This window comes from Gluconacetobacter asukensis, assembly GCF_014174375.1.
GTDB lineage: Bacteria > Pseudomonadota > Alphaproteobacteria > Acetobacterales > Acetobacteraceae > Gluconacetobacter > Gluconacetobacter asukensis.
In genome coordinates this window covers 75,205-88,986 of the sequence record NZ_JABEQE010000006.1, presented here as the reverse complement: position 1 = coordinate 88,986, position 13,782 = coordinate 75,205, and the positions used below count along the sequence as shown (strand labels likewise).

Sequence of the window (13,782 nt, the reverse complement as noted above, 5' to 3'; positions counted from 1 at the left end):
GCTGCGGCGCGTCGTCGCCCCCAATCCCGGCCCCATGACCGGGCATGGCACCAATAGCTGGCTGGTCGATCACCCCGGCGGCACGGCCATCATCGACCCGGGCTCGGACCACCCTGCCCATCTCGAAGCCCTCCTCGCAGCGGCTGGCGGGCGGATCACGCATATCCTGCTGACCCACACCCACCGCGACCATCTGACCGGCGCCCGTCCGCTGGGCCAGATGGCGGGCGCACCGGTCTGCGGCTTCCGCCATAGCGCGGTCCCCTCCTTCACGCCCGACATCGCGCTCGATGACGGGTCGGTCGTGGCGGGGCTGACGGCCCTGCACACGCCGGGCCATGCGACCGACCATCTGTGCTTCCTGACGGCGGACGGGATCGTCTTCACCGGCGATCACATCATGGGCTGGTCGACGACCATGGTCCCGCCCGCGCCCGATGGATCGGTGCGCCAGTTCCTCGACGGTCTGGTCCGCATCGATGCCCTGGCACCGTCCCTGCTGCTGCCGGCCCACGGGCCGCCGATCCCGACACCCGAATCCTGCATCCGGGCCCTGATCGCGCATCGCCTGTCGCGCGAGGAAAGGATCCTCGCCGCCCTGCACCAGGGTCCCGCGACGCTCGAAGAGATGATGCGGCGTGTCTACCGCGCCATACCGGCCACACTGCGCCGGGCGGCGGAGCTGAATCTGCTGGCGCATCTGGAAAAATTACGTGATGACGATCGCGCCATTCACGATCGCGCTGGCTGGCGCGCCACCACCGCCCACGGAGAGCCCCCGCCTTCCCAGGCCCCGGCCCGCCCGTGCCCCTGATGAACCGGAGGAACCGTTGACCACACGCCTGTCCCTGCTGCTGTCCGCGTCGCTCATCTGCCTGGGCCTGTCGCCGGCCCGCGCCGCCATCGACCATCCCGACACGGCCCATGCTGACACCACGCACGCCGCCCACCCTGCACAGCCCATCGAACGGACCAGCAGCGGCACGATCACGATCGACGGCAAACCCGTCGCCTACCAGGCCGTGGCCGGCACGCTGGTGGTCCATCCCCATGGATGGGACGATTCCGACGAAACCGTCCAGCACCAGACCCCGGGCAGCGACGCCCATGCCATCGACGGCAATCCCGATGCCACGGCATCGATGTTCTATGTCGCCTATTTCCGCAAGGACAGCCGGGCGGAATCCCGCCCCGTCACCTTCATCTATAATGGCGGACCGGGCTCGTCCACGGTGTGGCTGCATATGGGCGCCTTCGGCCCGCGCCGCGTGGTGACGAACGACGACACCCACACCCCCGCCAGCCCCTACCGGCTGATCGACAACCCGCAGAGCCTGCTGGACGTCACCGACCTGGTGTTCGTCGACGCGCCGGGCACCGGCTTCGGCCGCATCAACGGCAAGGACAAGGAAAAGCTGTTCTGGGGCGTCGATGCCGACGGCCAGGCCTTTACCAGCTTCGTCACCCAGTTCCTGGCGAAATATGGCCGCTACAACTCGCCGAAATACCTGTTCGGCGAAAGCTACGGCACCATGCGCTCGGCCGTCCTGGTCAACGATCTGCAAAATCAGGAAAACATCGATTTCAACGGCGTGATCCTGCTGTCGCAGATCCTCAGCTACGACAACAGTGTGGACGAACCGGCGCTGAACCCCGGCATGGACGAGCCGTTCGTGCTGGCCCTGCCGACCTATGCCGCGACGGCCTGGTATCATCACAAGCTGCCGCAGCAGCCCGCGGATCTCAAAACCTTCCTGGCCGAGGTCGAGCATTTCGCCAGCACCGATTATCTGGCGGCATTGCAGCAGGGCGCAGGGCTGCCCGACGCCGACCGGACACGGATCGTCGAGCGCCTGCATGCCTATACCGGCCTGCCCGCAGACTATATCCGCCGTGCCGAGTTGCGCATCGACGGCGGCGAATTCTCCAAGACCCTGCAATCGGATGACGGCATGACGACCGGCCGGCTGGATACCCGCTTCTCCGGCCCCGCGCTGGACCCGCTGAGCGAGGAAGCCGGATACGACCCGCAATCGACCGCCATCAGCTCGGCCTATGTGTCACTGTTCAACGACTATGTGCGCAAGACGCTGAATTACGGCGACGGCCTGACCTACCGTCCGGAAATCGACATCCAGCACTGGAACTTCCACCACGCCGCCGGCGGCCCCGAAGCGACGGAATCCGACGGCCCGGCCAACGTGATGCCCGACCTCGCCCAGGCGATGAAGACCAACCCGACGCTGAAGATCATGCTCAACGCCGGCTATTTCGACCTGGCGACCCCGTATTACGAGGGGATCTACGAAATGCGCCACCTGCCGATCCCGGCCGCCTTGCAGAAGAATATCGAATTCCGCCAGTACCAGTCAGGCCACATGGTCTACGCCAACATCCCGGCCCTGACCGAACTGCACGACAATATCGCCGACTTCATCCGCCGCACCGACAACCAGCCGGCGGCAGGATCGACCACGCCGTAAGACAGGCGATTTTCATTGACGCCAGCCGGCCACGTCGTAAATTCGTGGCCGGTTCGGCGCGACCCGCCGCCTGCGGCCCCACCGGTCACGGTGAACGCGTCTTCGTTCCGCCCCCCGCTCCTGTTCGGGCGCGCCCGTCAGCAGTACAGATCCTGCTTCCGACTGTTCGTAGGCAAAGCGGCTCTACAAACTTCCTCAACTGACGACCAGTGCCGCCATCATGTATAACCCGGCATCGCCCTTGCCGAGGCCGCGCAGAATCTCACGCTTTTCATGCAGCAGAAGGCTGCGCCGCCTGGTTTCGTAGCGCAGGATCTGTGTCGTATGGTCGATCAGGCTGGCAATGCAGATGGTCTGCGCCTCGGCCGAAGCCCGGGCCAGTTGCGCGTGATCGACCGCTCCCGGCAGGTCGTCGGCCAGGCAATGAGGCAACATCGCCGCCATATCCACCAGAGACGCCACCTCCGGCCCGAAGACCGAGGCGATTTCCTCCAGCGTCACCGGCGTATCCTCTAGCACATCATGCAACCATGCCGCCGCCACAACTTCTGGCCGGGCCCCGGTCCCGGCAACCAGTTCGGCGACGCGCATCGGGTGGGCAATAAACGGCTCGTCGGTATAAGGCAGGCGCTGACCGGTCGCGGCATGGATCGATGTCGCAAAGATTGCCGCGCGCCTTACCAGATCCGTCACCCGTCGGCCCTCCCCGCCACATATCCCCGCCTGAAGCCGACTGGAACTGCGCACTGGCGGCGATCCGACATACGTTTCCAATCAGGCTCTTAATGCCCGGACATATCATCGGGTTCCCATCACGGGCCGATCATCGGGTATCCCCGGGGGGCAAGCCCCCGGGGGCCGGCGTCAGTGGGTGCGAACCGCGACAACCTCGATTTCCACCAGCCAGCCGGGATTGGCCAGATGGGCAACTTCAAATGCCGAGCGGGTCGGCAGCTTCGGCTGGGCCGGCGTACCGTAGAACTCGGTGTAGGCCTTCATCATCCCCGGAAAGTCGATCTTGCCCAGCTTGGGGTCGGCGACCATGTAGATGTGCATGTTGACGACATCGCCCATGGTCAGCTTCAGCTTGGCCAGTTCGCCCTGGATGCGGGTCAGCGCGCCGCGCACCTGGGTCTCCGTGTCGCCATAGGCGGCCAGCGTCTTCGGATCGGCCGTCTTGTCGACCGGCGGCGCACCCATGCCGCTCAGATAGATGGTCGTGGCACCGGGCGGCACCTCGATCGCGGTGGAGATCGGGAAATGACCGGCCGGATCGCTATGCCGGACCACATCGGCCGCCCCGGCGGCGGAGACCGCTCCGCCGGCCAGGACAGAAGCCAGCGCGGCGATGCGGAATGTCTTGAAAATCGTCATGTCCCTGTCAATCCTCTTCGGAGCTGATGGTCGGATGCTGGGCCGCGACATCCGACGGCTTCACCATGTCGGTGTAATGATTGCCGAAATGGGTGCGAATATAATTCACCACGTCCGCGACCTGCTGATCGGTCAGCATGCCGGAAAACCACGGCATGCCGCCGAAACCGTTCAGCACGACATAGACAGGGTAGTCCGCGCTGGCCAGCTTGGCATTTCCGGCCAGCGCCGGGAAACGGGCGCCAGCCCCTTCGGCGCCCTTGGCATCGGGCATGTGGCAGCTCTGGCAGACATGCTTGTAGACGTCGGCGCCGTCCTTCAACGGCTGCATCTTGCCCACGACGGCACTGGCACTGTCGGCCCGCGCCTGCGGGGCAAGAAACGCGCCGGCCGCCAGGCCGGCCAGAAGCAGAAATACGGACCGCATCAGGCAGCTCCCTGCGCGTGTTTATGCAGACGGGTGATGGCATCCAGCGACGACAGAATGGCGCCTTCCTGCCAGCAGCCGATATGCGACGCATGCTCGCCGGCCAGCACGATCCGGTTGTCGATGTCGCACAGTGCCTTGTAATGGGTCTTGCGCGCCTGTTCCGACCACATGGAACAGCAGCCGAGGGTCCAGGGCATGCGGCTCCACGCCATCGACACGCCGGTGCGGAACTCCTTGCGGTAGTTGGCATGAATGACCTGGCCCTGCGCCAGGCCGTGCTCCAGCCGCTCGGCCGGGGTCATGCCGGCGAAATCATACGCCGCCGGCCCGAACATGTAGCCGCCCAGCAGAACCGCCGGCCCGTCCGAGAAATAGCCATGGCTGGGGTACGAGATCTGGCTAATCGGCTGGTCGGTGAAGCTGATGCCGCCATAGATCTGGTCGTCCTGTTCCCAGAACCGGCGCTTGAATTCCAGCCCCAGCTTGACCGATGACGCATAGGGCACCGCCGCGATCGCCGCCTTCATCGGGCCGCTGACCTGCACGTCCAGCTGCGACAGCACCGGCAGCGGAATCGTGCAGACGCAATAATCCGCCTCGGCCTGCCGCACCGCGCCGCCATGGGACATGTCGTTGTAAGTGACCGTCACATGACGATCGTCCTGATGAATCGCCGTCACCTTGCAGTTCAACGTGATCAGGTCATGCACCTGGCGGTTGAAGCCCTTGCCGATCTGGTCCATGCCGCCCACCGGCTGGAACATCGTCGTCTGCATGTCCAGCCGCTCATGGAACGCCATCCACTGCCACAGGCCCGACCGCATGACGTCGTCCCGCGCAAACAGGTCGGACGGCACGGGCGCACCATCCAGCCCGCCACCCTGCGGCTTGGCGAAGCCACGGCGCAGCGAGCTGATCGCCCCCTTGCGATAGGCCCCATCGGCCGTCAGCCCACCCCAGCCGCGCATTGCCGAGACGACATGCGCGCGCTCGTCGGGCGAGATCACTTCATCCAGCTTGTGCTGGTCGATGGCCTTGGCCAGCAGCTCCGCCGTAAAGCCCGTGAAATCCGCCGCGTAATCGCGGTAGCGGACGGGCTTGCCGTCGAATACGTCGCTGGAATGCAACCAGGAATTGTGATTCAGCTCGACAAACGGTTCCAGCTCGACGCCGAAAGTCTTGCAGTAATGCAGCAGCCCCTGGTGATGATAGGGAATCCGCCACGGGCCGGGATTGATATAGTTTCCCGACGCAAACTGCACCTTCTGCACAGCCCCGCCCAGTTCGGTCAGCGTGTCCCCGCCCCGCAGCGAGATGTTGCGGCCGCCGGCACGGTCCTGGAATTCCAGGATCTGGACCTGATACCCGGCCTTGCGCAGTTCATACGCCGCCAGCATGCCCGCCAGGCCGGCGCCCAGCACCAGGACCTTCGTGCCGGGCTTGCCGCCCGTCAGCGCGGGCGCACCCTTGAAATCCGTTCCCGCGGCATGACCCAGACTCGTCATGGCCTGGTACAGGGCAGCGCTGCCCCCCAGGATACCGATTCGTGTCAGCATCTGGCGGCGGGTGGCCACCGGACGCCGAAAAGCATTTGTCATCAAGTTTCCCCAGCAGACAGGACAGAAAGCCTTACCATTCAAGGACGTTCCCCGGGCGGCGCGGCCGTCCGGGGGGCAGAAACACCAAGCCAGTTATAGGGGTCTGCCCCATATGAGCAATGACATGATCCCCCTGTCGTAACGATTTGTTAAGCATCCTCCACGCCCTTGCGGCGAAAAATCATTTGTTTCCCAGACCTTTCCGGCCTCGAAAAAAAATCGTCCGCAGCAAGGCGTGATTTGAATACAACTTTGAAACAAAAAAAATCGTTACAATACGTCCATGAAACCATATAGGTCAGGAATCCTGCCGTATAATCGGCGGCATGAGGTCCGGCGGCATCGGGCTGACATAGGGGCGCTCGGCCAGCCGCGCGGCATGGTCCCGCCGGGCCTGCGCCAGCAGCTCGGGATCGGACAGCACATCCACCGCCGTCGCCGCCATCACCTTGGCGACATGGACCATGCCCTTGTGGGCGACCGACGATTTACCCTGCGCCGTCATCTGCCACGAATGCAGCGCCGTACCGATGGCACAGGTCGCACCGAACGCCTGGACGGTCGGCACCGTCCAGCTGACATCCCCCACATCGGTCGACCCCAGCAGAATCGGCCCGACCGGCGACGGATAAGGCAGCACGACATCGCACAGCGGCCGGTCGGTCGAGGGCGGCAACCCCACCTGGCGGAATGCCGCCACGATGTCCTCCTGCGTGAAGGTCTTCTGCATCTCCCGGCCGAAGGCGCGGTCCGCCGCGTCAAAGGGCGGCGGACCCAGCCGTTCCAGATTCGCCTGCATCGCCGCTTCCAGTGGCGGATTCGGCAGCAGATTCGCCATGCCGCTGACCACTTCGCATTCGACCCGGGTTTCGGTCATCATCGCGGCCCCCTCGGCCACGCGGCGCACGCGCTCGGCCAGGGCCAGCATGTCATCCAGCTCCGCCGCGCGGACGGTATAGCGGATGACCACCCGCGATTGGACCACATTGGGCGCGGCCCCCCCTGCGTCCTGATAGGCGTAATGGATGCGCGAACTCGGCAGCATATGCTCGCGCAGGTAGTTCACCCCGATATTCATCAACTCCGCCGCGTCCAGCGCCGAGCGGCCCAGATGGGGCGCGGCGGCGGCATGGGCCGAGCGCCCGATGAAGGTGAAATCCAGGCGCATGTTGGCCAGCGCCGCTGGCGGAAAGACTGTGGCGAAAGCATAAGGATGCCAGGAAATCGCAACGTCGACGTCGTCGAACACGCCGGCCCGCACCATGAAGCCCTTGCCGGCACCACCTTCCTCGGCCGGGCAGCCATAATAGCGCACCCGCCCCGGCATCCCGGTCTCGGCCAGCCAGTCCTTCAGCGCCGTCGCCGCCAGAAGCGACGCCGAACCCAGCAGATTATGCCCGCAGGCATGCCCGTTGCCGTCGCCGGCCAGGGGCTGGTGTTCCATCACCCCCGCCTGCTGGCTCAGGCCCGGCAGCGCGTCATATTCGCCCAGAAAGGCAATCACCGGCCCGCCTTCCCCGGCCTCGCCCATGATCGCGGTCGGCAACCCCGCCACATCGCGGGTCACCCGAAAACCTTCCTGCTCCAGGGCCGCGTCATGCAGCGCGACCGAGCGGAATTCACCGAAATTCAGCTCCGGCACCGACCATACGGCGTCGCTCAACGCGATCAGCGGCGCCTTGCGCGCCTCGACACATTCCCAGATCCGCGCGCTGTTTCGCATCGCCCGTTCCCAACCCATCCATCCGTGATGGAGGAGTCATAGCCCATAACGACACCACCCCACCATGGTCCCGTCGGGGGGAGGCGCGCTCAGTCCCGCAGATCGAGCACCTTGCGCCCGTGCACGTTGCCGGTCTCGAGATCGGCGAAGATCTGGTTGATGTTCTCCAGCCGATCGGGCTCGATGACCGTCTTGACCTTGCCGTCGGCGAAGAAGGACAAGGCTTCGATCATGTCCAGCCGCGTGCCGACGATCGAACCGCGCACCGTGGTCCCGGCCATCACCATGTCGAAGATGGAAATCGGGAATTCCCCCGGCGGCAGACCGTTCAGCACGATCGTCCCGCCCCGCCGGGCAAAGCCCATCGCCTGCGCGAAGGCCGAGCGCGAGACCGCCGTGACCAGCGTGCCATGCGCGCCGCCCACCTGCGACTGGATATAGGGCGCAGGATCGACCGAACGCGCATTCACGGTCAGCGCCGCCCCCAGCACCTTGGCCGTCTGCAGCTTCTCGTCGTCGATATCGATGGCAATGACGTTCAGGCCCATGGCAACGCCATACTGCACCGCCATCTGGCCCAGCCCGCCAACCCCTGACACCGCGACCCACTGGCCGGGCCTTGTGTCGGTCATCTTCAGGCCCTTGTAGACCGTCAGCCCGGCGCACAGCACCGGCGCGACCTGCAACGGGTCGATATTCTTCGGCAGATGCGCCACGTAATTCGGGTCGGCCACCACATATTCGGCAAAGCACCCGTTGACGGTATAGCCGGTATCATCCTGCGTCGGGCACAGCGTCTCCCACCCGCCCAGGCAGTGCTCGCAATGGCCGCAGGCCGAATACAGCCACGGCACGCCGACCACATCGCCTTTCTTCACCCATTTGACGGCACTTCCCACGGCCACCACATGCCCGACGCCCTCATGTCCCGGCACAAAGGGCGGCTTCGGCTTCACGGGCCAGTCGCCACGGGCGGCATGCAGGTCGGTGTGGCACACACCGCACGCATCCAGCCGGACCAGGATCTGATCGGGGCGGATGGTCGGAATATCCAGTTCCTCGATCGTCAGTGGCTTGCCGAATTCACGGACGACGGCAGCCTTCATCTTTCCGGTCATGCTCGTTCCTCGCATTGCATGGGGCGGCGCACGGGGCGCCTTGTCGGTCATGCTAGCCCGCCCGCGGCCGGGGGGACGTGATCTACGTCAACACCGCTGCTTCAGCCCGGGCCCGCACCTATCATCAAGAATTCACACTCTTCCGCTTCCGTTCCATTCTGGCCAACGACCGGACGACGCCTTATAGAACGAGGGCCGACCGCCGGGGCCGCCGCCGGACGGCAATGGCCCGGGGGAGATCGTCCCGCACGATCGGTTCACCCCTGCTCCGGCCACCAAACCGACATCAGCAGGATACGCGCCCGGTATGACTCACCCCCATCCTGTCCGCCTCGCCAGCGCGCTGGTGGCCCTGCTGGCCACCACGCCCGCCATGGCCGCCCCCCGGCAGAGCGCACCGGCGACAGAGACCGCAACACCGATCAGGCACCTGATCGTCGTGTATGACGAGAACGTCTCGTTCGACCATTACTTCGCCACCTATCCGCAGGCCGCCAACCCGCCCGGCGAACCCGCCTTCACGGCGCGGCCCGACACGCCGGCCGTCAATACGCTGGTCACGGCGGGGCTGCTGACCAGCAACCCCAATGCCGGCCCCGCCAACGGCCCCGACGCCAGCCTGCCCTTCCGCCTGGACCGCACCCAGGCCGCCACCGCCGACCAGAACCACGCCTACACCGCCGAACAGAAGGCCTATCATGGCGGCAAGGCCGACCTGTTCCCCCTCCATACCGGGCGCGGCACCCCCGGCGGCGTGGGCGCCTTCGCCACGCGCGGCCAGGTGATGGGCTATTTCGATGGCAACACCGTCACCGCCCTATGGCAATACGCCCAGCATTTCGCCATGAGCGACGCCACCTATACCGACACGTACGGCCCCTCCACCCCCGGCGCGCTGGAAGTGGTCTCCGGCCAGACCGGCGGCATGCAGATCGTCAAGACCTCGCAGAAACCGGCCACCAGACACGCCGCCACCCCCTATATCGCCGACGGCCAGGGCGGCTGGACGATGATCAACGACATCGACCCGGCCTATGATGTCTGCTCGGTGCCCGGCAACCAGGTCACGATGCGCGGGCGCAATGTCGGCGACCTGCTGAACCAGGCCGGCATCACCTGGGGCGGCTTCATGGGCGGCTTTGACCTGGGCACGCGCAACCCGAACGGCACGACCGGATGCGCCCGCTCCACCCCCTCGCCCGTGGTCGGCGAGACGATCACCGACTACATCCCCCACCATAACTGGTTCCAGTATTTCCCCAGCACCGCCAACCCGACCCATGCCCGCCCGGCTTCGGTCGCATCCATCGGCCACACCTTCGCCGCCGACGGCGTCACGCGCGATCCGGCCAATCATGAATATGATTTGCGCGACTTCACCACCGCCCTGCGCGCGGGCAACCTGCCTGCCGTCTCGTTCCTCAAGCTCCCAGCCTATCAGGATGGCCATGCCGGCTATTCCGACCCGCTGGACGAACAGCAGGGCCTGGTCCAGATCGTCAACATGGTGCAGCAGCGGCCGGAATGGCGCGACACCGCCATCATCATCGCCTGGGACGATTCCGATGGCTGGTACGACCACGCCTTCGTCCCCCCCACCCGTTCTTCGAGCGATCCGGAGGCCGACCAACTGGACGGCCCGGGCCGCTGCGGCAGCGCCCCCCGCCCGATGGGCGTCGATGGCCGCCCCGTCAACGGCCGCTGCGGCCCCGGCACCCGCATCCCGCTGCTGGTCGTCTCGCCATGGGCAAAGACCAACCATGTCAGCCACGTCCTGCTGACCCAAAGCTCAGTCGCCCGCTTCATCGAGGATAACTGGCTGCACGGCGCGCGTCTGGGCGGCGGCTCCTTCGACGCCGACGCCGCCGACCTGCGCGACCTGTTCGATTTCACCCAGCCGCCTCGGATCGGCCGCCTGCTGCTGAATCCTCGGACCGGCGAGCCGGTTGCGCGTTAGGAACATGGAGTATGCAGGGCTCTGCCCTGCACCCGGAAGGGGACAGTCGTCCCCTTCACCCCTGGGGTTATGGGCATCGCCGGTTTCGGGAAATATCTCGATATTCACCAATGATTTTTAAGATATTCGCATTCCTGGCGCTTCTGGCCACACCGGCTCTCGCCGCCGGAGCGCCATCGGCCGCCTGCCTGCCGGCGCCCAACGGCAGCAACCCCTGCCCCGTCACGCTGCATCGCCCACCCGTCGCCCCGCTCTCGGCAATGGCGCAAGTGGGGCGCAGCCTGTTCCACGATCCCGCCCTGTCCGGATCGGGGCGGCAATCCTGCGCCTCCTGCCACGACCCCGCCCATCATTACGCACCCGCGGGCTCTGCCGCCGTGGCGCTGGGCGGCACCAGCCTGACACGCGACGGACTGCGCGCGGTCCCGACCCTGACCTATCTGGAAACCCGCCCCGGCTTCAGCATCGGTCCCGATGACGCCGAAACCGAATCCGCCGCCACACCGTCGACCACCGCCATCGGCCCCCACGGCGCCAAGACCGCGCAGAACACCACCGCCTCCGCCACCAATCTGGTCCCTCAGGGCGGCCTGTTCTGGGACGGCCGCGCCGATACCCTGCAACAGCAGGCCGACGGCCCCCTCTTCAATCCCGACGAAATGGCCTCCAGCCGCGCCGTCGTCCTGGCCCGCCTGACGCACGGCCCCTACGCCCCCATGCTGCGCCGCCTGGGCGGCCCCGCCGTCGCCAGTTCGGACAATCTGCTGCTCTCCGAAGCCCTGTTCGCCATCGCGCGCTATCAGATCGAGGACCCGTCCTTCCACCCCTATGCCAGCCCGTTCGACGATTGGCTGGAAGGCCACCGCCGCATGACGCCCGCCCAGCGCCGGGGCTACCTGCTGTTCAACGACCCGGCAAAGGGCAATTGCGCGGCCTGCCACCCGGACCGTCCAGGCCCAGACGGCACGCCCCCGCTCCTGACCGACCATCAGTTCGAGGCGCTGGGCGTTCCGCGCAACCGCGCCCTGTCCGCCAATCGCGACCCTTCATTCCACGATCTGGGCCTCTGCGGGCCGGTCCGCACCGACATGGCAACCCGCGCCGACATGTGCGGCCTGTTCATCACACCGACCTTGCGCAACAGCGCCACCAGACATGCCTTTTTCCATAATGGCGTCTATCGCACACTGGACCAGGTTCTGGATTTCTACATGCTGCGCGACACCACCCCCGACCGGATCTACCCCAGGGGTACCGACGGCCAGGTCCTGCGATATGACGACCTGCCGCCCCCCTACCGCCCCAATCTCGACGTCACGGATGCCCCCTTCGACCGCCACCCGGGCGACGCACCGGCCCTGACCCCGCGTGAACGGCAGGACATCATCGCCTTCCTGCACATGCTGACCGATCGGCCGGCACGCTGAGGGCCAACCCTGTCACAGGCGCGTGTGTTATTCTATCGTCCGTTCCATCGCCCCACGAACAGAGAGACCGGCCATGAGTCCGATTACCCGCCTGCAACCCGAAACCCGCCTGTGCGGCGCAACGATCCATAACGGGCTGGTCTATCTGGCCGGACAGGTCGCCGATGATCCGTCGCAGGATGCCGCAGTGCAGATGACCGATATCCTGCACCAGGTCGATGCCCTTCTGGCCGAAGCCGGCACGGACAAGAGCCGCCTGCTGTCGGTCCAGATCTTCCTGGCCGACATGGACGATCTGGCGGACATGAACCGCGCCTGGGACAAATGGCTGGACCACGGCAACAAACCGGCCCGCGCGACCGTCGAAGCCCGTCTGGCCGACCCGGCCTGGCGCGTCGAGTTGACCGGTATCGCGGCATTGCCCTGAGCCGCGCGGGCTCCAAGGGGCTCTGCCCCTTGGAGCCCGGCAAGGCGGGGCTGAAGGCCCCGCCCTTAGCGTCAATCAGTCGACGCGCTGAACCCAGCCATAGGGGTCCGGGCGCTGACCGCGCTGAATGCCGATCAGCGCATCACGCAGCCCTTCGGTCACCGGATCGGCCCCATTGCCGGCACCGATCACGATCTCCCCGCGCTGCCCACGGAAACGGCCGATCGAGGTCACCACCGCCGCCGTGCCGCAGGCAAAGGCCTCCACCAGGCGTCCGCTGGCCGCGTCCTCATAGCATTGCTCGATGCTGTAGCGTTCCTCGCGCACCGTCAGCCCCTTGTCGCGCGCCAGCGTCAGCAGCGCATCACGGGTGATACCGGGCAGGATCGTGCCCCCCAGCGGCGGCGTGACCAGCGTGCCGTCATCCATCACGAAGAAGATGTTCATGCCACCCATCTCCTCGATCCACCGATGCTCGGCGGCATCCAGGAACAGCACCTGGTCGCAATTCTGCGCCTTCGCCTCGCGCTGGGCCAGCAGGCTGGCAGCATAATTGCCGCCGCACTTGGCCGCACCCGTGCCACCGGGGGCCGCGCGCGTATAATCCTCGGACACCCACACCGACACCGCACCGCCGCTGAAATACGCGCCAACGGGCGAGGCGATGACGATGAACAGATATTCCGACGAGGGCTTCACGCCCAGAAAGGCTTCATTCGCGATCATGAAGGGCCGCAGATACAGGCTGGCGCTCTCCCCCGACGGAATCCAGTCGCGATCGACCTTCACCAGTTCGCGCACCGCCTCCAGGAACAGCGCCTCGGGCACCTCCGCCATCGCCATGCGCTCGGCCGACTGGCGGAAGCGGCGGGCATTGGCATCGGGGCGGAACATCACCACGCCGCCATCGGCAGCGCGATAGGCCTTCATGCCCTCGAAGATCTCCTGCGCGTAATGCAGCACCGCAGCAGCCGGATCGAGCGCGATCGGCGCCCGCGCCTCGATCGTCGGATTATGCCAGCCCTGCCCTTCCTTGTAGCGGATCACCGCCATGTGGTCGGTAAAGACGCGGCCGAACCCCGGATTGGCCAGCAGTTCCACACGCTGTGCGACCGATACCGGCGCGGGGTGCGGAATATGCGTGAAACGGAATTGATCGGCGCTATCCATGATCCTGCTCTCTCACGACGAAACGCTCCGTGCCGCATGCACGACGCAACAGGCACGCGCCCCACGGCACGTCCC

Annotated in this window: 12 protein-coding genes; 5 read left to right on the top strand and 7 right to left on the bottom strand. The window is 66.0% G+C overall.

Going from position 1 to position 13,782, the window contains the following annotated elements; translation table 11 throughout:
- The first annotated feature begins 34 nt into the window (after positions 1-34).
- Both HLH35_RS08705 and HLH35_RS08700 read left to right on the top strand, forming a co-directional pair.
- Complete coding sequence (locus HLH35_RS08705; RefSeq protein WP_246384963.1) at positions 35-814, top strand: MBL fold metallo-hydrolase; 780 nt, start codon at positions 35-37, stop codon at positions 812-814.
- A 16-nt stretch (positions 815-830) separates the two neighbouring features.
- Positions 831-2,483 (top strand): S10 family peptidase, encoded by a 1,653-nt coding sequence (locus HLH35_RS08700; RefSeq protein WP_182978781.1) that lies wholly within the window; start codon positions 831-833, stop codon positions 2,481-2,483.
- Positions 2,484-2,678: 195 nt separating this feature from the next.
- Here HLH35_RS08700 and HLH35_RS08695 read toward each other — a convergent pair whose 3' ends face one another.
- The 6 genes from HLH35_RS08695 to adhP all read right to left on the bottom strand — a co-directional run bounded on the left by HLH35_RS08695 (position 2,679) and on the right by adhP (position 8,726).
- Positions 2,679-3,176, bottom strand: coding sequence for an HD domain-containing protein (locus HLH35_RS08695; protein ID WP_182978780.1), 498 nt, complete (start codon positions 3,174-3,176; stop codon positions 2,679-2,681).
- A 171-nt stretch (positions 3,177-3,347) separates the two neighbouring features.
- Complete coding sequence (locus HLH35_RS08690; protein ID WP_182978779.1) at positions 3,348-3,857, bottom strand: RidA family protein; 510 nt, start codon at positions 3,855-3,857, stop codon at positions 3,348-3,350.
- A gap of 7 nt (positions 3,858-3,864) precedes the next feature.
- The gene (locus tag HLH35_RS08685) at positions 3,865-4,284 is read right to left on the bottom strand and encodes a c-type cytochrome (protein ID WP_182978778.1); all 420 of its coding nucleotides are present in this window, start codon (positions 4,282-4,284) and stop codon (positions 3,865-3,867) included.
- Positions 4,284-5,885, bottom strand: coding sequence for a flavin monoamine oxidase family protein (locus HLH35_RS08680; protein ID WP_182978777.1), 1,602 nt, complete (start codon positions 5,883-5,885; stop codon positions 4,284-4,286). The genes HLH35_RS08685 and HLH35_RS08680 overlap by 1 nt, the downstream gene beginning before the upstream one ends.
- 298 nt (positions 5,886-6,183) lie before the next feature.
- Positions 6,184-7,608, bottom strand: coding sequence for a M20 family metallopeptidase (locus HLH35_RS08675; RefSeq protein ID WP_182978776.1), 1,425 nt, complete (start codon positions 7,606-7,608; stop codon positions 6,184-6,186).
- An 89-nt stretch (positions 7,609-7,697) separates the two neighbouring features.
- Positions 7,698-8,726: an alcohol dehydrogenase AdhP gene (gene adhP, locus HLH35_RS08670; RefSeq protein WP_182978775.1), complete on the bottom strand. Its 1,029-nt coding sequence runs from the start codon at positions 8,724-8,726 to the stop codon at positions 7,698-7,700.
- Positions 8,727-9,033: 307 nt separating this feature from the next.
- Between adhP and HLH35_RS08665 the strand changes: the two genes are divergently transcribed.
- From HLH35_RS08665 to HLH35_RS08655, 3 genes are all read left to right on the top strand, one after another.
- Positions 9,034-10,683, top strand: coding sequence for a phospholipase C (locus HLH35_RS08665; protein WP_182978774.1), 1,650 nt, complete (start codon positions 9,034-9,036; stop codon positions 10,681-10,683).
- A gap of 110 nt (positions 10,684-10,793) precedes the next feature.
- Positions 10,794-12,110 (top strand): cytochrome c peroxidase, encoded by a 1,317-nt coding sequence (locus HLH35_RS08660; RefSeq protein ID WP_182978773.1) that lies wholly within the window; start codon positions 10,794-10,796, stop codon positions 12,108-12,110.
- A 73-nt stretch (positions 12,111-12,183) separates the two neighbouring features.
- Complete coding sequence (locus HLH35_RS08655; protein WP_182978772.1) at positions 12,184-12,537, top strand: RidA family protein; 354 nt, start codon at positions 12,184-12,186, stop codon at positions 12,535-12,537.
- Positions 12,538-12,612: 75 nt separating this feature from the next.
- Here the strand turns inward: HLH35_RS08655 and HLH35_RS08650 are convergent, their stop codons facing one another.
- A complete protein-coding gene (locus tag HLH35_RS08650) occupies positions 12,613-13,707 on the bottom strand; it encodes a branched-chain amino acid aminotransferase (RefSeq protein ID WP_182978771.1) in 1,095 nt (364 codons plus the stop codon).
- Positions 13,708-13,782 lie beyond the last annotated feature (75 nt).